Genomic DNA, 19,995 nt, shown 5'->3' with positions numbered 1-19,995 from the left:
CGGTCGGGATCGCTCATGTCATCGAGACGCCTGACGGAGTCAGACGAGCTCGGTGACGGTACCGCCGGCGGCGGTGATCTTCTCCTTGGCGGAGCCGGAGACGGCGTCCACCGTCACCTGCAGCGCCACGGAGATCTCGCCCTGGCCGAGGACCTTGACGAGGCTGTTCTTGCGAACGGCACCCTTGGCGACCAGGTCCGCGACCGTGACCTCCCCGCCCTCGGGGTAGAGGGCGGCGAGCTTGTCCAGGTTCACGACCTGGTACTCGGTCTTGAACGGGTTCTTGAAGCCCTTCAGCTTCGGGAGGCGCATGTGCAGCGGCATCTGGCCGCCCTCGAAGCGCTCCGGAACCTGGTAGCGGGCCTTGGTGCCCTTGGTACCACGACCGGCCGTCTTACCCTTCGACGCCTCACCACGACCGACACGGGTCTTGGCGGTCTTGGCGCCGGGGGCCGGACGGAGGTTGTGGATCTTGAGCGGGTTCTGCTCCGCCATGATCAGTCGACCTCCTCGACCGTCACGAGGTGGCGGACGGTGTGCACCATGCCGCGGAACTCGGGGCGGTCCTCCTTGACGACCACGGTGTTGATCCCCTTGAGACCAAGCGACCGCAGCGTGTCACGGTGGTTCTGCTTGCTGCCGATGTAGGACTTGACCTGCGTGATCTTGAGCTGCGCCATGATTACGCACCTGCCCCGGCACGCGCACGCAGGAGAGCCGCGGGGGCGACGTCCTCGAGCGGCAGACCGCGGCGGGCCGCGATCTCCTCGGGACGCTGCAGGCCCTTGAGGGCCTCCACGGTCGCGTGCACGATGTTGATCGCGTTGTCGGAGCCGAGCGACTTCGACAGCACGTCGTGGATGCCGGCGCACTCCAGCACGGCACGCACGGGACCACCGGCGATCACACCGGTACCCGGCGAGGCCGGCTTGAGGAGCACGACACCGGCAGCCTTCTCGCCCTGGATGGGGTGAGGGATGGTGCCCTGGATGCGGGGGACCTTGAAGAAGTGCTTCTTGGCCTCCTCAACGCCCTTGGCGATGGCGGCCGGCACCTCCTTGGCCTTGCCGTAACCGACACCCACGGTGCCGTCACCGTCGCCCACCACGACCAGCGCGGTGAAGCTGAAGCGACGACCACCCTTCACAACCTTGGCGACACGGTTGATCGCGACGACGCGCTCTACGTACGCGGTCTTCTCGGCGGCAGCAGCGCCGCCGTCACGGCCCTTCCGGTCCCGCCGCTCGCCGCCACCGGCACCGCTGCCGCGGCGCTGGGGTCCAGCCATTGGATTACCTCTCTCTTTTTCCGCTAGCTACGGCGGCTCAGAACTTGAGCCCGGCCTCGCGGGCGGCGTCCGCCAGGGCGGCGATGCGCCCGGCGTACTGGTTGCCACCGCGGTCGAACACGACGGCCTCGACACCGGCGGCCTTGGCCCGCTCGGCGACCAGGGCGCCGACCTGCTTGGCCTGCGCGGACTTGTCGCCCTCGCCACCCCGCACGGAGGCGTCCAGCGTGGACGCCGAGGCCAGGGTGTGGCCCTTCAGGTCGTCGATCACCTGCGCCACGATGTGGCGGTTGGAGCGGGTCACGACGAGACGGGGACGCTCCGCCGTACCGTTGATCCGCTTGCGGATCCGCAGGTGGCGGCGCTTGATCGCGGCGCGCTTGTAGGCGTCGCCCTTCAGGATCTTCTGCCCGTATGCCATGGCTTACTTACCCGCCTTTCCGACCTTGCGGCGGATGACTTCGCCCTCGTACTTGACGCCCTTGGCCTTGTACGGGTCGGGCTTGCGCAGCTTGCGGATGTTGGCCGCGACCTCGCCGACCTTCTGCTTGTCGATGCCCTCGACCGAGAAACGGGTCGGAGCCTCGACCTTGAAGGAGATGCCCTCGGGGGCCTCGACGAGGATCGGGTGGCTGTAACCGAGCGCGAACTCGAGGTTCGCGCCCTTGGCGGTCACGCGGTAACCGACACCGCTGATCTCGAGCTTCTTCACGTAACCCTGGGTCACGCCGGTGATCATGTTCGCCACCAGCGTGCGGGAGAGGCCGTGCAGGGCCTTGCTCTGACGCTCGTCGTTGGGGCGGGTCACCTGCAGGGTGCCGTCCTCGCCCTTGGCGATCTCGATCGGCGCCACGACGGTGTGGGTCAGCTCGCCCTTGGGGCCCTTGACCTTGACCGTACGGCCGTCGATGGTGACGTCCACGCCGGCGGGAACCGCGATGGGGAGCTTGCCGATACGCGACATAGCTGTTTCCTCCGTTCCCTTCTGCTACCAGACGTAGGCGAGGACTTCCCCACCCACGCCCTTCTTGCCGGCCTGCTTGTCGGTGAGGAGCCCGTGGGACGTGGAGATGATCGCCACGCCGAGGCCGCCGAGCACCTTCGGCAGGTTGGTGGACTTCGCGTAAACCCGGAGACCGGGCTTGGAGATCCGCTTGATGCCCGCGATGGAGCGCTCACGGTTGGGGCCGAACTTCAGCTCCAGGACGAGGCTCTTGCCGACCTCGGCGTCCTCGACCTTCCAGCCCGTGATGAAGCCCTCCTGCTGGAGGATCTCCGCGATGTGCGACTTGATCTTCGAGTGCGGCATCGCCACGGAGTCGTGGTACGCCGAGTTCGCGTTCCGCAGACGCGTCAGCATGTCTGCGATCGGATCAGTCATGGTCATGAATTGGCCTGTGGCCTTTCTCGCCGGGGTTTCCTATATGCGCCATCCCTCTCCCCGTACTTCTTCAGACGGGACGGGTGCGGTGCGGGGACCTACGGCGTAGTAAGCAATTACTTGCGGACTCTGTGTCCGCGGGCGTCAGGGCGGCAGAGGCCCAACCCTCCTAGCCTACGCCATGAGAGCGACGGCCTCTGCCGGCCCGGTTGCTTACCGAGAGGTCCAGGAATCCCTTGTTACGGGGATTACCAGGAGCTCTTGGTCACGCCCGGCAGCTCGCCACGGTGAGCCATCTCACGAAGGCACACGCGGCAGAGGCCGAACTTGCGGTAGACGGAGTGCGGACGACCGCAGCGCTGGCAGCGGGTGTACGCGCGCACGCCGAACTTGGGCTTGCGAGCAGCCTTCGCGATGAGAGCCTTCTTCGCCATCTCGCTCACGCCTCCTTGAACGGGAAGCCGAGGTGACGCAGAAGGGCACGGCCCTCTTCGTCGTTGGTCGCCGTGGTGACCACGGTGATGTCCATACCCCGGACGCGGTCGATCTTGTCCTGGTCGATCTCGTGGAACATGACCTGCTCCGTGAGACCGAAGGTGTAGTTGCCACGGCCGTCGAACTGCTTGGGGGACAGGCCGCGGAAGTCGCGGATGCGCGGCAGCGCGAGCGACAGGGTGCGGTCCAGGAACTCCCACATGCGGTCGCCACGGAGCGTGACGTGGGCACCGATCGGCTGACCCTCGCGCAGCTTGAACTGCGCGATGGACTTGCGGGCCTTGGTGACGGCCGGCTTCTGACCGGTGATCGTGGTGAGGTCGCGCACGGCGCCGTCGATCAGCTTGGAGTCGCGGGCGGCGTCGCCCACACCCATGTTGACCACGATCTTGACGAGGCCCGGGACCTGCATGACGTTCTCGTACTTGAACTCGTCACGCAGCTTGCCCGCGATCTCCTCGCGGTACTTCGTCTTCAGACGCGGAGTGGTGGTGGTAGCCATCAGATGTCCTCACCCGTCCGCTTGGCAACGCGGATCTTGTTGCCTTCGTCGTCGAAGCGGTAACCGACACGCGTGACGACCTTCTTGCCGTCCTGCTCCACGACCAGCTGGACGTTGGAGACGTGGATCGGCGCCTCGGTGGTCACGATGCCGCCGGCCTGGGAACCGCGAGCGGTCGGGCCGGCCTTCGTGTGCTTCTTGACCCGGTTGACACCCTCGACCAGGACGCGCTCCTCGCGCGGGTAAGCGGCAATGACCTTGCCCTGCTTGCCCTTGTCCTTGCCGGTGATGACCTGGACCAGGTCGCCCTTCTTGATCTTCATGCTTACAGCACCTCCGGCGCGAGCGAGATGATCTTCATGAACTTCTTCTCGCGCAGCTCACGGCCGACCGGGCCGAAGATACGGGTGCCGCGAGGGTCGCCGTCGTTCTTGAGGATGACGGCGGCGTTCTCGTCGAAGCGGATGTACGAGCCGTCCGGACGACGGCGCTCCTTGACGGTGCGCACGACGACAGCCTTGACGACGTCGCCCTTCTTCACGTTGCCACCGGGGATCGCGTCCTTGACGGTGGCGACGATGACGTCACCGATGCCCGCGTAGCGGCGACCGGAGCCACCGAGCACACGGATGCAAAGGATTTCCTTCGCACCAGTGTTGTCGGCGACGCGCAGTCGCGACTCCTGCTGGATCACGTCTATCTCCTGATCGTCTGCCGGTTCCCCAGGGGCCGCTCACCGAGCGGCCCCTGGAGCCTGGCGGAACTGTCCTGCGAGGGGTGCCCCGCAGGAGGTTTACTTGGCCTTCTCGAGGATCTCGACGACGCGCCAGCGCTTCGTCGCGGACAGCGGCCGGGTCTCCATGAGGAGGACGCGGTCGCCGACACCCGCGGCGTTCTGCTCGTCGTGCGCCTTGAGCTTGTTGGTACGGCGGATGACCTTGCCGTACAGCGCGTGCTTGACGCGGTCCTCGACGGCGACGACGACGGTCTTGTCCATCTTGTCGCTGACGACCAGACCCTCGCGGGTCTTGCGGAAGCCGCGCGCCTCGGTGTTCTCAGTCACGTTCTTCTCGCTCATCAGGCGTTCTCCACCGTTTCGATGCCCAGCTCACGCTCGCGCATCAGGGTGTAGATCCGCGCGATGTCCTTGCGGACCGCCTTCAGACGGCCGTGGTTCTCGAGCTGCCCCGTAGCCGCCTGGAAGCGGAGGTTGAACAGCTCTTCCTTGGCCTCGCGGAGCTTCGCCAGAAGCTCCTCGTTGCCCAGCTCGCGCAGCTCGGACGCCTTGGTACCGGCCGACATCACGCTTCACCTGCCTCGCGCTTGACGATCCGGCACTTCATCGGCAGCTTGTGGGCCGCACGGGTCAGCGCCTCACGGGCGATCTTCTCGTTGGGGTACGACAGCTCGAACATGACGCGTCCGGGCTTGACGTTGGCGACCCACCACTCCGGGGAACCCTTACCGGAACCCATGCGGGTCTCGGCCGGCTTCTTGGTGAGGGGGCGGTCCGGGTAGATGTTGATCCAGACCTTGCCGCCACGCTTGATGTGGCGGGTCATGGCGATACGAGCCGCTTCGATCTGGCGGTTCGTGACGTACGCCGGGGTCAGCGCCTGGATGCCGTACTCGCCGAACGCAACCTGCGTTCCACCCTTGGACATACCGTTGCGCTTCGGGTGGTGCTGCTTGCGGTGCTTGACCCTACGGGGGATCAGCATGTCGGTCAGGCCTCCGTTCCGGTGCTCTCAGCCGGAGCGGCGGGGGCCTCGGCCTTGGGGGCCTCGGCGCCGGCAGCCTGCTGCGGCTTGCGACCGCGCCGCTCGCCACCGCGGCCACCACGGGCCGGGCGGTCGGAGCCGCCGCGCGCCGGGCGGTTGCCCGCACGGGCCGCGGCGTTCTCGGCACGGACCTCGGCGATGTTCTTGACGTCGCCCTTGTAGATCCAGACCTTCACGCCGATGCGGCCGAAGGTCGTCTTGGCCTCGAAGAAGCCGTAGTCCACGTTCGCGCGGAGCGTGTGCAGGGGCACGCGGCCCTCGCGGTAGAACTCCGAGCGGGACATCTCGGCGCCGCCGAGGCGGCCACCGCACTGGATCTTGATGCCCTTGGCGCCCGCCTTCATGGCCGACTGCATGCTCTTGCGCATGGCACGGCGGAAGGAGACACGGGAGGACAGCTGCTCGGCGACGGCCTGGGCGACCAGCTGGGCGTCGGTCTCGGGGTTCTTGACCTCGAGGATGTTCAGCTGGACCTGCTTGCCCGTCAGCTTCTCCAGCTGACCGCGGATCTTGTCGGCCTCCGCGCCGCGGCGGCCGATCACGATGCCCGGACGCGCGGTGTGGATGTCCACGCGGACACGGTCACGGGTGCGCTCGATCTCCACCTTCGAGATGCCGGCGCGCTCCATGCCGGACGTCAGCATCCGACGGATGGCGACGTCTTCCTTGACGTAGTCCTTGTACAGCTTGTCGGCGTACCAGCGGCTCTTGAAGTCCGTGGTGACACCGAGCCGGAACCCGTGCGGGTTTACCTTCTGGCCCATTACCGGGTTCCTTCCTTGCTGGCGACGACCACGGTGATGTGGCTGGTCCGCTTGCGGATCCGGTAGGCACGGCCCTGGGCACGCGGACGGAACCGCTTCAGGGTCGGGCCCTCGTCGACGTACGCCTCGCTGATGAACAGCGAGGAGGCGTCCGTGTGGTCGTAGTTGTGCGCGGCGTTGGCGATGGCGCTGTCGAGCACCTTGCCGACCGGCACGGAGGCAGCCTGCGGAGCGAATCGCAGGACGGCCTGGGCCTCCGTGGCGTCCATGCCACGGATGAGGTCCACCACGCGGCGGGCCTTCATGGGCGTGACGCGGATGTACCGCGCCTGGGCCCTGGCTTCCATGGTTGTCCCTTCAGTTTCTTACGTGTCTGAACGCGATCCGCTTAGCGGCGCTTCGACTTCCGGTCGTCCTTGACGTGACCCCGGAAGGTGCGCGTCGGCGAGAACTCGCCGAGCTTGTGGCCGACCATCGACTCGGTGACGAACACCGGGATGTGGGTCTTGCCGTTGTGCACCGCCAGCGTGTGGCCCAGCATGGCCGGCACGATCATGGAGCGGCGGGACCAGGTCTTGATGACGTTCTTGGTGCCGGCTTCGTTCTGGGCGTCCACCTTCTTGAGCAGGTGGTCGTCGACGAAGGGCCCCTTCTTCAAGCTACGAGGCATCTCAACCCGTCCTTAGCGCTTCTTGTTCGTCTTGCGGCGGCGGACGATGTACTTGTTCGACGCCTTCTTGGGCGAACGAGTACGGCCTTCCTTCTTGCCCCACGGGCTGACCGGGTGGCGGCCACCGGAGGTCTTGCCCTCACCACCACCGTGCGGGTGGTCGACCGGGTTCATGACGACACCACGGACGGTCGGGCGGACGCCCAGCCACCGCTTGCGGCCGGCCTTGCCCCAGTTGATGTTGCTCTGCTCGGCGTTGCCGACCTCGCCGACGGTGGCGCGGCAGCGCACGTCGACCAGGCGGATCTCACCGGACGGCATGCGGAGGTGGGCCATCGAGCCCTCCTTCGCGAGCAGCTGCACGGAGGCACCGGCGGAGCGGGCGAACTTGGCACCGCCACCCGGACGAAGCTCCACGGAGTGGATCGTCGTACCGACCGGGATGTTGCGGAGCGCCAGGTTGTTGCCGGGCTTGATGTCGGCGCCGGGGCCGTTCTCGATCCGGTCGCCCTGGTTCAGGCCCCGGGGGGCCAGGATGTAGCGCTTCTCGCCGTCCGCGTAGTGCAGGAGCGCGATGCGCGCGGTGCGGTTGGGGTCGTACTCGATGTGCGCGACCTTCGCCGGCACGCCGTCCTTGTCGTGACGACGGAAGTCGATCACTCGGTAGGCGCGCTTGTGGCCACCACCCTGGTGGCGGACGGTCACACGACCGGAGTTGTTACGGCCACCCTTGCTGTGCAGGGGGCGAACCAGCGACTTCTCCGGCGTGGACCGCGTGACCTCGACGAAGTCGGCGACGCTGGCGCCACGACGGCCCGGCGTAGTCGGCTTGTACTTGCGGATTCCCATTTCTCAGTCCTCGTCCGATATCGGACGGTCCGGACCGCCCTCAGGCGGTCGGACCGCCGAAGATGTCGATACGGTCGCCCTCGGCGAGGGTCACGATCGCGCGCTTGGTGGCGGCACGCTGGCCGAAGCCCGTGCGGGTCCGCTTGCGCTTGCCGATGCGGTTGATCGTGTTGACCCCGGTGACCTTGACCTCGAAGACCGTCTCGACGGCCTGCTTGATCTGGGTCTTGTTGGAGCGCGGGTCGACGATGAACGTGTACTTGTTCTCGTCCAGGAGCGCGTAGCTCTTCTCGGAGACCACCGGGCGGATCAGCACGTCACGGGGGTCCGTGTACGCCTTGCTGACCGGGGTGACGACCGTGTTCTTGCCTTCGGCGGCGTGACGACGCGCCTTCTTGACGCGCGCCTCCTTGGCCTTCTTGGCGGCCTTCGAGGCGACGGCGGGGTGACGGATAGCCATCAGACCTCAGTCCCTTCGGTGTCGGTGGACCGGCCAGCCGGCTGTCCGGACACGAAGGACTCGAAGGCGGCCTGGGTGAAGACCACGTCGTCGGAGACGAGAACGTCGTACGTGTTCAGCTGGCCCGGCTCCAGGATGTGAACCTGGGGCAGGTTGCGGGCGGAGAGCCACGCGGCCTCGTCGGCGCGCTCGACGACCAGGAGCAGGTTCTTGCGCTCCGAGATCTTGCCGAACAGCGTCTTCGCGGCCTTGGTGGAGACCTCGCCCTCGACCACGCCGGAGACGACGTGGATGCGGTTGTGGCGGGCCCGGTCGGTGAGGGCACCGCGCAGGGCGGCGGCCTTCATCTTCTTCGGGGTCCGCTGCGAGTAGTCACGCGGCTGGGGGCCGTGCACGACGCCACCGCCGGCGAACTGCGGCGCGCGGGTCGAACCCTGACGGGCGCGACCGGTGCCCTTCTGGCGGTACGGCTTCTTGCCGCCGCCACGGACCTCGCCGCGGGTCTTCGTCTTGTGCGTGCCCTGACGGGCAGCGGCCAGCTGCGCGACGACGACCTGGTGGATCAGCGGAACGCTGACCTTGGCGTCGAAGATCTCCGCGGGGAGCTCGACGGAACCGGCCTTGTCGCCCGCCGGCGAAAGGATGTCAACAGTGCTCATCGGTTACCTCAGGCCCCCTTGGCCGCGGTGCGGACCAGGACGAGGCCGCCGTTCGGACCGGGAACCGCGCCCTTGATGAGCAGCAGACCCTTCTCCGCGTCAACGGCGTGGACGGTCAGGTTCTGGGTGGTGACCCGCTCGTTGCCCATGCGACCCGCCATGCGGAGGCCCTTGAACACGCGGCCCGGGGTGGCGCAGCCACCGATGGAACCGGGCGAGCGGTGCTTGCGCTGGGTGCCGTGTCCGGCGCCGAGGCCACGGAAGTTGTGGCGCTTCATGACACCGGCGAAGCCCTTGCCCTTGCTCTTGCCGGTCACGTCGACCTTCACGCCGGCCTCGAACACCTCGGCGGTGATCTCCTGGCCCAGCGTGTACTCGGAGGCGTCCGCGGTGCGGATCTCGACGAGGTGGCGACGGGGGGTGACGTCGGCCTTGGCGAAGTGGCCCTTGAGGGGCTTGTTCACCTTGCGCGGGTCGATCTCGCCGAAGGCGATCTGGACCGACTCGTAGCCGTCGACGTCGTTCGTACGGACCTGGGTGACGACGTTGGGGCCGGCCTTGACGACGGTGACCGGAACAACGCGGTTGTTCTCGTCCCACACCTGCGTCATGCCGAGCTTCTCGCCCAGGATGCCCTTGATCTGCTTAGCCATTCTCAGCTCACCGACCCTCAGAGCTTGATCTCGATGTCGACACCGGCCGGCAGGTCGAGTCGCATCAGAGAGTCAACGGTCTTGGGGGTGGGGTCGAGGATGTCGATCAGGCGCTTGTGCGTGCGCATCTCGAAGTGCTCGCGCGAGTCCTTGTACTTGTGCGGCGACTTGATGACGCAGTACACGTTCTTCTCAGTGGGCAGCGGCACCGGGCCCGCGACCGACGCACCAGTGCGGGTCACCGTCTCGACGATCTTCTTCGCCGAGGAGTCGATGACCTCGTGGTCGTAGGCCTTGAGCCGGATGCGGATCTTCTGTCCCGCCATGGCTACTCAGTAGTCCTGTCTCTCTTACGCTCCGGAACCCGGTGTTCCGACATCCAGTCCTCCGACCCACGCGGTCGGGCGTGTCGCGCTCCCGCTGACACAGATGCCCCTTGTTCGAACATCCCTGCGGGGAATGCACACGGCCCTTCCGGAACCGCAAGCCGGGGGCGGAAGGCCCACCGGGTGCCTGGCCGGTGCCGCGCCCACGCTTCCCGGAAGATTCCCGTACGTCCGCCCCAGTGCTGCCCGAAGGCAGTTAGGGCGACGAGTACTGTGGGACTCGCTTCCAGTCCTCCCGGCGGGAGGCGCGCAGCATCAACACTCGACCGAGCAACTCCGACAGTCTGCCATACGGGGCATGGCAGACGCCAATCGAGCCGGAGAGAATACCCCGGGCGTGACGCAGGTCAAACCCGGCGCCCGGCCGGCGTGGCCGGCCCGGATCCACCGGCCGCCGGCAGGTCGCCACGGTCGACCGCAGGCGCTTCGGCGCGGTACGGCCGGCTCACACGACGGCGCTCCCCCTGCTCCCCGACGCCGGAGGCGAAACCGGCCCCGGCCTCCGGGGCGAGGGCGAGGCACGCTCCGTCGCCGGATTGCCCCGCGTCGCGGAGGAAGACCCCGCCGGGCCGGGGCGGCGACCACGCACGCCCCGCCTTCGTCACCGCCGCGGTGGCCGCCCTCGAACCGCGCCGGCCCTGCCCGCCCCCGAAGGCGGGTGCCCGGCCGCGGCGCTCCTGCCCGCCATCTGAAGGAGTGCGCCGCCACCGCCCTGTCCGGCGCCCGCCGGCCCGCCACCCCTGCCGGAGCGCGAGGGCCGCGGCCGGCCGTCCCGTACGCGCCCCCGGGCCGCTCGCGCTCCTGCCTGCCGCTCCTGCCGGGGCTGCCGGGGCGGGTCAGGTCCGGGTGACCGTCCCGCACCCGGGGCTCCCGTCCGTCCCCTCGTCCGTCCCCTCGTCCGCCCCCGCCTCCGCCTCCGCCAGCGGTCGGCTGCGGTCGTAGGGGTCCTCGGCGGGGCCGGTGGGCCGCACGGTGGACTCGGAGCCGCCGGTGAGGAGGTCGTCGGGGAAGGAGGGGTGGAGGAAGCCGTCGCCGGACTCGCAGGCGTCGTTGCCGCGACTGTCGCCCCAGGTCTCCAGGCGGAGCCTGCCCTCGGTCGCCTGCCATCTGCCGGGGTCGGCCACGCTCACGGCCACGTAGCGCCGGACGATGGTGCGGGCGACGACATCGCTTCCGCCGTGGGCCCGTACGACCGGGTAGACGAAGGAGTAGTCGGCCTCGACGCGCACGATGCCCGGCTTGCCGGCCTTGAACGTCAGGTGGCCGCGGACCTTCACCACCTCACCGGCGAGGCGGACCTCGTCGGGATCGAAGCGGCTGATGAGGTCCACGGGGTTGTCCTCGACGGTCGGCTCGCTCAGCATCCTCCGCAGACCGGACACGCGGTCCGGGTACGCGGGGTCGAGCAGGGCGAACGCCTTCTCGGGCGTGCCGCCGCGCAGCACGGCCGGGTCGAGGTTCGTGGCGACCAGGAACTCCTTGGTGCGCCGCAGCGCCTGCGCCACACGCTCCCTGCTCAGTCCGGACACGGCCTCCGCCTCGGGCAGCTCGATGGCGTCGGCCCCGTCGGCCCACCGCAGGGCGGGCGACCCGCGGAAGGGATGCGCGAGGGTGGGCAGCGAGGAGTCCTGCACCGCGCCGGGCGCGGCCGAGGGCAGGGCGGTCTCGGCCGGCAGCAGGGACGTTTCACCGGGCAGCGGCGCACCGCTGGTCGCTCCGTCCTCCCGGGCGCCGGGAATCCGGTCCAGCACCAGCGAGGGCCGTACGGCGACGACGGCGAGCGCGACGACCAGCACGACCCCGACCACGGACCCGGTCCGGCGGCGCCGCGCGGCGCGCCCGTTCATCTCCTGCCAGGCGGGCCCGGTACGCCACCCCGGCGGGGTCCAGGGCCCGGGCTCGGCCACCCGCTTCCCCCACCACCTGCGCCGCCTTCCGCCCCCGGACGCCGCCCGCGCGTCCTGCTCCCGCAGCCGCCGGGCCACGACGCGCGCCCGCGCGGAGGGCTCCTTGGGCGCTCCCCGCCCGCCGTCCTCTGCGGCCTGCCGCAGAAAGTCCTCCCACTGCGCGTCGGACGGGGACGACCCCCCGTCCCCCGGCTGTTCGTCTGGACGCTCGGGAGGCTGAACGGTGCTCACGGGGTCACTCTCAGGAGATGGACGGCAGGGAGATCCGGAGAACCCGCGCGTCCGAGCCGCACAAGATCACCACAGGCCATCCTTCTGGCCCGCGACACCCCGTGCACAGTCCTGTGCATGATCGTGCGAAACCCGTGACCGAACCGCTACCCGAACCACCGCCGCCCCGCCGGCCCCGGGCCACCGCCTAGCCGCTCCCGGTGGGCGCCGACAGTCCGGAGTAGGCGTCCGGCCCGGCGTCGATCGGGACCCCGGTCGAGTCCACGAAGCGGGTCAGCATCTGGAACCAGGCCATGATCATGATGGCCTGCGCGGCCTTGTCCTGGCTGCCGTAGTGCGACACGAGCTCCCGCACCTGCTCGGCGTCCAGCTTCGCCTTCGCGGCCATGTCGTCCACCATGTGACAGAGCCGCCGCAGCCAGGGCGCCAGCCGGTCCGGTTCGTCGTCCAGGACGGCCTGGCCGGCCTCCCGGGAGAGCCCGACGGCCTCGGCCAGCACGAAGTGCTGCGGGACCTCGTAGTCCGAGGAGTTCTGCCGGAACGTCCGCAGGGCGATGACCTCCCGGTCCGCACCGGGAATCCAGTGGGGTCCGAACATCGCGGACAGCAGCGCCTGGTACTCCCGGGCCATGCCGGTCCTGGCGATCATCCGCCACACGTTCAGCCGCGGCAACGACGCGAGGAACGCCGCCGTCTCCGCGTCGAGTTCCCCGTCCTCGGGCAGGTCGAGCTTCGGCAGGTTCTCGGGGCGTAGCGAAGGCATCGATGTCCCCTCTCTCGCCCGACCGGCTTCCGGTCTCCCACCGGCCCGGCACTCCGGCCTCTCGGCCGACCGGCACTCCCGGGGTGCCGGCTCGGCGACGCGCCCTGCCCCGGGACACCGGCCCCGGCGCCCGCGCCCTCGGCTTCGGACCGCGTCGGCGGAGGACGACCGGCCGTCCCGTACCGCGGCACGGTGAGCGGCGCCCGTCCGGGCACTCCGGGAAGCCCTGAGTCCGAGCCTATGCACGACGCCGACGACCGGCCAGCGGGCACACCCCCCGCCCGCCCCCGCCCCGGCAACCACCCCGCACCTCCCAGCGCTCCCGTACGTCCCGCGCGAACCCACGGGACCGCGCTGGAATCAGGACACCGCACCTTCGGGTGCGCGTTGAGGACCCCGTGGTTCCCGGCGCACTCGCGAAGGACCGGGCGTGACGGTCAGCTGCCGGAGCGCAGGCGGGTGAAGGAGGCGTCCAGGCCCTGCTTCATCCTCTGTGCCAGGGGGCGTTCGACGAACCGGTGCACCAGCCAGCTCAGCAGCAGGAACGCGGCGAGCACCAGCGCGACCAGCAGCCGGGCGTCCATCTGGTCGCGCAGGCGGGCGATCACCGCCGTGCCGGCCGCGTAGTGCATGAGGTAGAGGGGGTAGGTCAGGCACCCGGCCGTGACCAGCCACTTCCAGCGCACCCGGTCGGTCCGGCCGAGGGCGACGGCGACCATCAGCGCGAGGAACACGGTGTAGATCAGCACCGCCCCCCGCCAGCCCGACACATGCTCCACCTCGTCGATGCGCAGCCCCAGTTCGCGCTGGGCCATCAGCCAGGACAGGCCGAGGATGCCCCACAGCAGCAGGTCCGGGCCGAAGCGATGCATCAGGTACAGGGCGAGGCCGGCGATGAAGTACCAGGCGCCGTCGGGGTTGGCGGCCAGCTCCAGCAGCGGCAGGTGCGCCACCGGGGCGAGCATCGCCGCGGCGCCCCACACGCAGCAGAAGAGCACCACCTTGCGGTAGGTCAGCCCGGTCGCCACGACGAGCAGGAACAGCAGGTAGAAGCGGAGCTCGGACCACAGGGTCCAGTACACGCCGTCCACGTTGTGCACGCCGGAGCCGGACTGGAGCATGGTGAGGTTGAGCAGCACGTCCCGCCAGCGCAGCCGCTCCCACACCCCCGGCAGCATCGTCACCGCCACGGTGGTGAACAGCACCGCGAACCAGTAGGCCGGGTACAGCCGTATCACCCGGGAGACGAAGAACTGCCGCGGTGTGCGCCCCCAGCACGACATGCAGATCACGAAGCCGCTGATCACGAAGAAGATCTCGACGCCGATCCAGCCGTACGTCGCGAACCGGAACACCGTCGGCATGATGTCCGACACCGGCCGGTCCCAGATCGGGTTGTGCGGCTGGTCCACGCGGCGCGTGCCCGCGTAGTGGTGCACGGCGACGAGGAGGGCGGCCAGGAGGCGGATGCCGTCGACCGCGTACAGCCGCGGCCGCTCCCGGCGGGAGGACACGGGCGCGGTCCGGCGGGGCTCGGGCGGGCGCGCGGTGAGCGGCGGGAGGGGCTGCGCGCCACGTATGAGAGACAAGCCGATCATCCTCGTCGTACGTCTTACGTCTGCCGAAAGGCTCATCCTCTCCCGCGCACCCACCTCACTCCGGCCCACACGCCAAGCCGTTCCCCACCGTTCGCGCAGCATTCACCCGGACACCGCCCCGCAGGGGGGCTGGGGCTTTGGTCGGGAGGATCGCGGCCACCGGCATCCGGGGCGGAACCGCGCCGGACGGCTGCCTGCGCCGCGAGGGTGGCCGCGATCCTCCCGACACCGTGCGGGGCGGGGGCCGGGGGTCAGCCGGGGAAGCGGACCGACCGCAGGATGCGGGCCGTCTCGGCGTGGCCGGTGTAGTCGAGGAAGAGGACCCGGGAGACCGGGAGGTACCAGGCCTGGGGCGAGAAGCGGCGCCCGTCCCAGCAGGTCGCGGTCCAGCGGTCGTAGGCCGCCCGGTGGCTGCCCACGGGGCGCAGGCCGGAGTCGACCGGGGCGGTGTGGACGCCGCTGATGCCGTTGAAGGAGCCGTCGGCGCGGTCCGCCCCGAACGGGCAGGGCTGCACGTCGTTGGCGGCGTACCACCCGCCGGCCTGGCCCGCGGCGTAGGCGCTGCCCTCGTAGCCGCGGACGGAGCCGGAGCGGACGCCGAGGCCCGCGCAGCCGAACATGCGGGGCAGGCCGGTGTGGCGGGCGGGCTGCACACAGGCGGTGTCGCCGTACCGGTCGACCATCCAGGTCGGCGGGATCTCGAAGGACAGGCCGGCGACGGTGACCCGCGGCCAGGCGGGGCGGGGTGCGGGGGCCGGGGCGGTGGTGCGGGCGGGGCGCGGCGCCGGGCTCGCCGACGCGGTCGCGCGCGCGGGGGCGGAGGCGGAGGCGGAGGGGGAGGCGGAGGCGGAGGGGGACGGCGAGGGTGCCGCGGTCGCCGACGCCGAGGTGCCCGGCGAGGCGGAGGAGGACCCGGGGGCGGCGGACGCGGACGCCGCCCCCGGCGCGGTGGCGGCGGTGTCCGCCGAGGCCGACGCGGAGGGCGTGCCGTCGTGCGCCGCCTTCATGTCGTCCGGCCCGCAGGCGGCGAGCGCGGCGGCCGCCGACAGGCCGGCCACCGCGAGCATCAGCGGTCTGTGTCGTGTCCTCATGTGTGGATCCCCCTTGGTCCGGGTACGAGCGTGCCCCGCGCACCTGCCCGGACGGAACGCGCGCACACGTCCCCCCTGCATAACGAACCCGTAGCGACATGGCGGTCAGCCCCCGCAGCCCACTGCTCGCAGGGCCCCACGGCGGGCGCCGCGCCCCCGCGCACCGGTCGGGGCCCGCCCGCGCCCCCGCGCACCGGACGGGGCCGCGGCTCCCGCACGCCGACGCCCCGCGCGCGCCGCGGGCCCGCCCGAGGCACCTCGGGCCACGGACCTCGGGAACGACGGCCCCGCGGACGAGAGACGCCGGGCGGCCGACGAACCCCGGGAACGCCCGACCCCGGGAACGCCGGACCCCGGGAACGCCCGACCCCAGGAACGGCTGGACCCCAGGAACGGCGGACCCGGGAACGCCCGACCCCGGGAACGGCGGACGGGGCCCGCACGACCGAAGTCGTGCGGGCCCCGTCGGGTTGCTCGTCGAGCCGACCGGTCGAACGACCAGGTCGAGCGACCGTCAGTAAGCGGGACTTACTTGACGATCTTGGTGACCTGGCCGGCGCCCACGGTCCGGCCACCCTCACGGATGGCGAACTTCAGGCCCTCCTCCATGGCGACGGGCTGGATCAGCTCGACGCGCATGTCGGTGTTGTCGCCCGGCATGACCATCTCGGTGCCCTCGGGGAGGTGCACGACGCCGGTCACGTCCGTGGTACGGAAGTAGAACTGCGGGCGGTAGTTGTTGAAGAACGGCGTGTGGCGGCCACCCTCGTCCTTGGACAGGATGTACGCCGTGGCCTCGAACTCGGTGTGCGGGGTGACCGAGCCCGGCTTGATGATGACCTGGCCGCGCTCGACGTCCTCGCGCTTGATGCCGCGGAGCAGCAGACCGACGTTCTCACCGGCCTGGCCCTCGTCGAGCAGCTTGCGGAACATCTCGATGCCGGTGACCGTGGTGGTGGTCTTCTCGGTCTTGATGCCGATGATGTCGACGGTCTCGTTGACCTTGAGGACACCACGCTCGATGCGGCCGGTGACGACCGTACCGCGACCGGTGATGGTGAAGACGTCCTCGATCGGCATCAGGAACGGCTTGTCGACGTCGCGCTCGGGCTCCGGGATGGACTCGTCGACGGCCTTCATCAGGTCGAGGACGGACTGGGTCCACTCGGCCTCGCCCTCGAGGGCCTTGAGCGCGGAGACCTTGACGACCGGCAGGTCGTCGCCCGGGAACTCGTACTCGGAGAGGAGCTCACGGACCTCGAGCTCGACGAGCTCCAGGATCTCCTCGTCGTCCACCATGTCGGCCTTGTTCAGGGCGACGACGATGTACGGAACGCCGACCTGGCGGGCCAGGAGCACGTGCTCCTTGGTCTGCGGCATCGGGCCGTCGGTGGCGGCGACCACGAGGATCGCGCCGTCCATCTGCGCGGCACCGGTGATCATGTTCTTGATGTAGTCCGCGTGACCCGGGCAGTCGACGTGGGCGTAGTGACGCGCCTCGGTCTGGTACTCGACGTGCGCGATGGAGATGGTGATACCGCGCTGGCGCTCCTCGGGCGCCTTGTCGATGTTGTCGAACGGGGTGGCCTCGTTCAGTTCCGGGTACGCCTCGTGCAGCACCTTGGTAATGGCCGCCGTCAGGGTGGTCTTACCGTGGTCGATGTGACCGATGGTGCCGATGTTGACGTGCGGCTTAGTCCGCTCGAACTTCGCCTTCGCCACTGGGGTCCTCCTGGGAGTGGTTCTGTACGCCTTTGCTTCAACGGCGCCAGGTGATCTTTGCTGTAAAGGCCCGGAACCCGGGGGCATTCCGTCCGCGTTTGCGGGGGAATGCCCCTGGAGGCTCCGGAGTCAAGCCTACGGCGTGAGAACGCGGTGCGTTACTCGCCCTTGGCCTTCGCGATGATCTCCTCGGCGACGTTCCGCGGAACCTCGGCGTAGGAGTCGAACTGCATGGAGTAGCTGGCCCGGCCGGACGTCTTGCTGCGCAGGTCGCCGACGTAACCGAACATCTCCGAGAGGGGCACGAGACCCTTCACGACGCGGGCACCGGCCCGCTCCTCCATGGCCTGGATCTGGCCACGGCGGGAGTTGATGTCGCCGATGACCTCGCCCATGTAGTCCTCGGGCGTGGTGACCTCGACGGCCATCATCGGTTCGAGGAGCACGGGGCTGGCCTTGCGCGCGGCCTCCTTGAAGGCCTGCGAGCCGGCGATCTTGAAGGCGAGCTCGGAGGAGTCGACCTCGTGGTAGCCACCGTCGTGCAGGATGACGCGCACGCCGGTCATCTCGTAGCCGGCGAGGATGCCGAACTGCATGGCCTCCTGCGCACCGGCGTCCACCGAAGGGATGTACTCCTTCGGGATGCGGCCACCGGTCACCTTGTTCACGAACTCGTACGAGGTGTCGCCACCCTCGAGCGGCTCGATGCCGATCTGCACCTTCGCGAACTGACCGGTACCACCGGTCTGCTTCTTGTGGGTGTAGTCGACGCGCTCGACGGCCTTGCGGATCGTCTCGCGGTACGCCACCTGCGGCTTGCCGACGTTGGCCTCGACCCGGAACTCACGGCGCATACGGTCGACCAGCACCTCCAGGTGCAGTTCGCCCATGCCGCCGATGATGGTCTGGCCGGTCTCCTCGTCGGAGTGGACCTGGAAGGACGGGTCCTCCTCGGCCAGGCGCTGGATCGCGACGCCGAGCTTCTCCTGGTCGCCCTTCGACTTGGGCTCGATGGCGACCTGGATGACCGGGGCCGGGAAGTCCATGGACTCCAGGATCACCGGCTGCTTGTCGTCGGAGAGCGTCTCACCGGTGGTGGTCTGCTTCAGGCCCATGACGGCGACGATGTCGCCGGCGCCCACCGAGTCGATCTCCTCACGCTTGTTGGCGTGCATACGGTAGATCTTGCCGATGCGCTCCTTCTTGCCCTTGACGGAGTTCAGCACCGAAGAGCCGGACTCCAGGCGGCCCGAGTAGACCCGGACGAAGGTGAGCTTGCCGAGGTGCGGGTCGCTCATGATCTTGAACGCCAGCGCGGAGAGGGGCTCCTCGTCCGACGGCTTGCGCTTGATGACGACCTCGGGGTCCTTGACGTCGTGGCCCTCGATGGCCTCGATGTCGACCGGGGACGGCAGGTAGCGCACGACCGCGTCGAGCAGGGGCTGCACGCCCTTGTTCTTGAACGCGGTACCGCAGAACACGGGGGTGACGGTGGTGCCGCCGCCCTTGCCGGACGCGATGGTGATACGACGGATCGCGGCGTACAGCTGCTCCACGGAAGGCTCCTGGCCCTCCAGGTACAGCTCCATGATCTCTTCGTCGTTCTCGGCCACGGCCTCCAGCAGCTTGCCGCGGTACTCCTCGGCGGCCTCGGCGTGGGTGTCCGGGATGTCGACGGTGTCGTACATCTCGCCCTTGGTGGCCTCGGCGGACCACACCAGGGCCTTCATCGTCACCAGGTCGACGACGCCCTTGAAGTCGGCCTCGGCACCGATCGGGAGCTGCATGACGATCGGCTGAGCGCCCAGGCGGTCAGTGATCATGTCGACACAGCGGTGGAACTCGGCACCGGTGCGGTCGAGCTTGTTGACGAAGCAGATACGCGGAACGCCGTAGCGGTCCGCCTGACGCCACACCGTCTCGGACTGGGGCTCCACGCCGGCGACGCCGTCGAACACCGTCACGGCACCGTCGAGCACGCGCAGGGAGCGCTCCACCTCGACGGTGAAGTCGACGTGCCCCGGGGTGTCGATGATGTTGATGGTGTGGTCGACGTTCTCCAGCGGCCAGTGGCAGGTGGTGGCAGCGGAGGTGATCGTGATGCCACGCTCCTGCTCCTGCTCCATCCAGTCCATGGTGGCAGCGCCGTCGTGGACCTCACCGATCTTGTACGACACACCGGTGTAGAACAGGATCCGCTCGGTGGTGGTCGTCTTGCCCGCGTCGATGTGGGCCATGATGCCGATGTTGCGCACCTTGGCCAGGTCAAGCGAAGTGGTAGCCATAAGGCTTCAGTCTTCTCTCGGTCTCGATGTGGACTGCGACTACCAGCGGTAGTGCGCGAAGGCCTTGTTGGACTCGGCCATCTTGTGCGTGTCCTCGCGCTTCTTCACAGCGGCGCCCAGGCCGTTGGAGGCGTCGAGGAGCTCGTTGAGCAGACGCTCGGTCATGGTCTTCTCGCGGCGGGCGCGGGAGTAACCGACCAGCCAGCGCAGCGCGAGCGTGTTGGCGCGACCGGGCTTGACCTCGATCGGAACCTGGTACGTCGCACCACCGACACGGCGGGACTTGACCTCAAGGGTCGGCTTGATGTTCTCGAGGGCGCGCTTCAGCGTGATGATCGGGTCGTTGCCCGTCTTCTCGCGCAGACCCTCCATGGCGCCGTACACGATGCGCTCGGCGGTGGAGCGCTTGCCGTTCAGCAGCACCTTGTTGATGAGGGAGGTCACCAGAGGAGAACCGTAGACCGGGTCGATGATGACCGGGCGCTTCGGGGCGGGGCCCTTACGAGGCAT

The 19,995-nt window shown here is 69.2% G+C and carries 28 protein-coding genes; all 28 read right to left on the bottom strand.

From position 1 onward, the window contains the following. Positions 1-39: 39 nt before the first annotated feature. Complete coding sequence (gene rplO / locus AC5K6T_RS00965) at positions 40-495, bottom strand: 50S ribosomal protein L15 (RefSeq protein WP_055493178.1); 456 nt, start codon at positions 493-495, stop codon at positions 40-42. A gap of 2 nt (positions 496-497) precedes the next feature. Beyond that, positions 498-680: a 50S ribosomal protein L30 gene (rpmD, locus tag AC5K6T_RS00960; protein WP_003998814.1), complete on the bottom strand. Its 183-nt coding sequence runs from the start codon at positions 678-680 to the stop codon at positions 498-500. 2 nt (positions 681-682) lie between these two features. Beyond that, positions 683-1,288, bottom strand: a complete 606-nt coding sequence (gene rpsE / locus AC5K6T_RS00955; protein ID WP_019753099.1) for a 30S ribosomal protein S5 — start codon at positions 1,286-1,288, stop codon at positions 683-685. A 37-nt stretch (positions 1,289-1,325) separates the two neighbouring features. Then, on the bottom strand, positions 1,326-1,709 hold the full coding sequence (rplR, locus tag AC5K6T_RS00950; protein ID WP_402496603.1) for a 50S ribosomal protein L18: 384 nt from the start codon (positions 1,707-1,709) through the stop codon (positions 1,326-1,328). A gap of 3 nt (positions 1,710-1,712) precedes the next feature. Continuing rightward, positions 1,713-2,252, bottom strand: a complete 540-nt coding sequence (gene rplF / locus AC5K6T_RS00945; RefSeq protein ID WP_493204819.1) for a 50S ribosomal protein L6 — start codon at positions 2,250-2,252, stop codon at positions 1,713-1,715. 24 nt (positions 2,253-2,276) lie between these two features. After that, a complete protein-coding gene (gene rpsH, locus AC5K6T_RS00940; RefSeq protein WP_351354146.1) occupies positions 2,277-2,675 on the bottom strand; it encodes a 30S ribosomal protein S8 in 399 nt (132 codons plus the stop codon). 242 nt (positions 2,676-2,917) lie between these two features. Further along, positions 2,918-3,103, bottom strand: a complete 186-nt coding sequence (locus tag AC5K6T_RS00935) for a type Z 30S ribosomal protein S14 (RefSeq protein WP_003956452.1) — start codon at positions 3,101-3,103, stop codon at positions 2,918-2,920. 5 nt (positions 3,104-3,108) lie between these two features. Beyond that, complete coding sequence (rplE, locus tag AC5K6T_RS00930) at positions 3,109-3,666, bottom strand: 50S ribosomal protein L5 (protein ID WP_493204818.1); 558 nt, start codon at positions 3,664-3,666, stop codon at positions 3,109-3,111. Next, a complete protein-coding gene (gene rplX / locus AC5K6T_RS00925) occupies positions 3,666-3,989 on the bottom strand; it encodes a 50S ribosomal protein L24 (protein WP_493204817.1) in 324 nt (107 codons plus the stop codon). The genes rplE and rplX overlap by 1 nt, the downstream gene beginning before the upstream one ends. 2 nt (positions 3,990-3,991) lie before the next feature. Further along, entirely contained in the window at positions 3,992-4,360 is a 369-nt protein-coding gene (gene rplN, locus AC5K6T_RS00920) for a 50S ribosomal protein L14 (protein ID WP_055718836.1), read from the bottom strand. A 99-nt stretch (positions 4,361-4,459) separates the two neighbouring features. Further along, complete coding sequence (gene rpsQ, locus AC5K6T_RS00915) at positions 4,460-4,744, bottom strand: 30S ribosomal protein S17 (RefSeq protein WP_153539280.1); 285 nt, start codon at positions 4,742-4,744, stop codon at positions 4,460-4,462. Next, positions 4,744-4,968 (bottom strand): 50S ribosomal protein L29, encoded by a 225-nt coding sequence (gene rpmC / locus AC5K6T_RS00910; protein WP_007494763.1) that lies wholly within the window; start codon positions 4,966-4,968, stop codon positions 4,744-4,746. The genes rpsQ and rpmC overlap by 1 nt, the downstream gene beginning before the upstream one ends. Continuing rightward, complete coding sequence (rplP, locus tag AC5K6T_RS00905; RefSeq protein ID WP_029380975.1) at positions 4,968-5,387, bottom strand: 50S ribosomal protein L16; 420 nt, start codon at positions 5,385-5,387, stop codon at positions 4,968-4,970. The genes rpmC and rplP overlap by 1 nt, the downstream gene beginning before the upstream one ends. Positions 5,388-5,392: 5 nt before the next feature. Further along, positions 5,393-6,211: a 30S ribosomal protein S3 gene (gene rpsC, locus AC5K6T_RS00900; protein ID WP_493204816.1), complete on the bottom strand. Its 819-nt coding sequence runs from the start codon at positions 6,209-6,211 to the stop codon at positions 5,393-5,395. After that, on the bottom strand, positions 6,211-6,558 hold the full coding sequence (gene rplV, locus AC5K6T_RS00895) for a 50S ribosomal protein L22 (RefSeq protein WP_003998827.1): 348 nt from the start codon (positions 6,556-6,558) through the stop codon (positions 6,211-6,213). Before rplV ends, rpsC begins: the two co-directional genes overlap by 1 nt. A 41-nt stretch (positions 6,559-6,599) precedes the next feature. Next, entirely contained in the window at positions 6,600-6,881 is a 282-nt protein-coding gene (rpsS, locus tag AC5K6T_RS00890; RefSeq protein WP_356692142.1) for a 30S ribosomal protein S19, read from the bottom strand. 12 nt (positions 6,882-6,893) lie between these two features. Continuing rightward, positions 6,894-7,730 (bottom strand): 50S ribosomal protein L2, encoded by an 837-nt coding sequence (rplB, locus tag AC5K6T_RS00885; RefSeq protein ID WP_386980388.1) that lies wholly within the window; start codon positions 7,728-7,730, stop codon positions 6,894-6,896. Positions 7,731-7,770: 40 nt separating this feature from the next. Further along, positions 7,771-8,190 carry a 50S ribosomal protein L23 gene (rplW, locus tag AC5K6T_RS00880; protein WP_493204815.1) on the bottom strand — a complete coding sequence of 140 codons (420 nt, stop codon included), beginning with the start codon at positions 8,188-8,190 and terminating at the stop codon, positions 7,771-7,773. Further along, positions 8,190-8,849 carry a 50S ribosomal protein L4 gene (gene rplD, locus AC5K6T_RS00875; protein WP_493204814.1) on the bottom strand — a complete coding sequence of 220 codons (660 nt, stop codon included), beginning with the start codon at positions 8,847-8,849 and terminating at the stop codon, positions 8,190-8,192. The genes rplW and rplD overlap by 1 nt, the downstream gene beginning before the upstream one ends. An 8-nt stretch (positions 8,850-8,857) precedes the next feature. Next, positions 8,858-9,502, bottom strand: a complete 645-nt coding sequence (rplC, locus tag AC5K6T_RS00870) for a 50S ribosomal protein L3 (RefSeq protein ID WP_014674369.1) — start codon at positions 9,500-9,502, stop codon at positions 8,858-8,860. A gap of 17 nt (positions 9,503-9,519) precedes the next feature. Next, positions 9,520-9,828: a 30S ribosomal protein S10 gene (gene rpsJ, locus AC5K6T_RS00865; protein WP_003948644.1), complete on the bottom strand. Its 309-nt coding sequence runs from the start codon at positions 9,826-9,828 to the stop codon at positions 9,520-9,522. Between the two features lie 896 nt (positions 9,829-10,724). Further along, positions 10,725-12,026 (bottom strand): hypothetical protein, encoded by a 1,302-nt coding sequence (locus AC5K6T_RS00860; protein ID WP_493204813.1) that lies wholly within the window; start codon positions 12,024-12,026, stop codon positions 10,725-10,727. A 187-nt stretch (positions 12,027-12,213) separates the two neighbouring features. After that, positions 12,214-12,789 (bottom strand): carboxymuconolactone decarboxylase family protein, encoded by a 576-nt coding sequence (locus tag AC5K6T_RS00855; RefSeq protein WP_493204812.1) that lies wholly within the window; start codon positions 12,787-12,789, stop codon positions 12,214-12,216. Between the two features lie 437 nt (positions 12,790-13,226). Beyond that, entirely contained in the window at positions 13,227-14,387 is a 1,161-nt protein-coding gene (locus AC5K6T_RS00850) for an acyltransferase family protein (RefSeq protein ID WP_493204811.1), read from the bottom strand. Positions 14,388-14,638: 251 nt separating this feature from the next. Then, on the bottom strand, positions 14,639-15,478 hold the full coding sequence (locus tag AC5K6T_RS00845) for a hypothetical protein (RefSeq protein WP_493204810.1): 840 nt from the start codon (positions 15,476-15,478) through the stop codon (positions 14,639-14,641). Positions 15,479-16,006: 528 nt separating this feature from the next. Continuing rightward, entirely contained in the window at positions 16,007-17,200 is a 1,194-nt protein-coding gene (tuf, locus tag AC5K6T_RS00840; RefSeq protein ID WP_493204809.1) for an elongation factor Tu, read from the bottom strand. 158 nt (positions 17,201-17,358) lie between these two features. Next, positions 17,359-19,485: an elongation factor G gene (gene fusA, locus AC5K6T_RS00835; RefSeq protein WP_493204808.1), complete on the bottom strand. Its 2,127-nt coding sequence runs from the start codon at positions 19,483-19,485 to the stop codon at positions 17,359-17,361. A gap of 39 nt (positions 19,486-19,524) precedes the next feature. Continuing rightward, positions 19,525-19,995, bottom strand: a complete 471-nt coding sequence (gene rpsG, locus AC5K6T_RS00830) for a 30S ribosomal protein S7 (protein WP_003992340.1) — start codon at positions 19,993-19,995, stop codon at positions 19,525-19,527.

The sequence above is a fragment of the Streptomyces sp. B8-7 genome (genome assembly GCF_058833805.1).
This window is presented reverse-complemented; position numbering and strand designations above follow the sequence as displayed.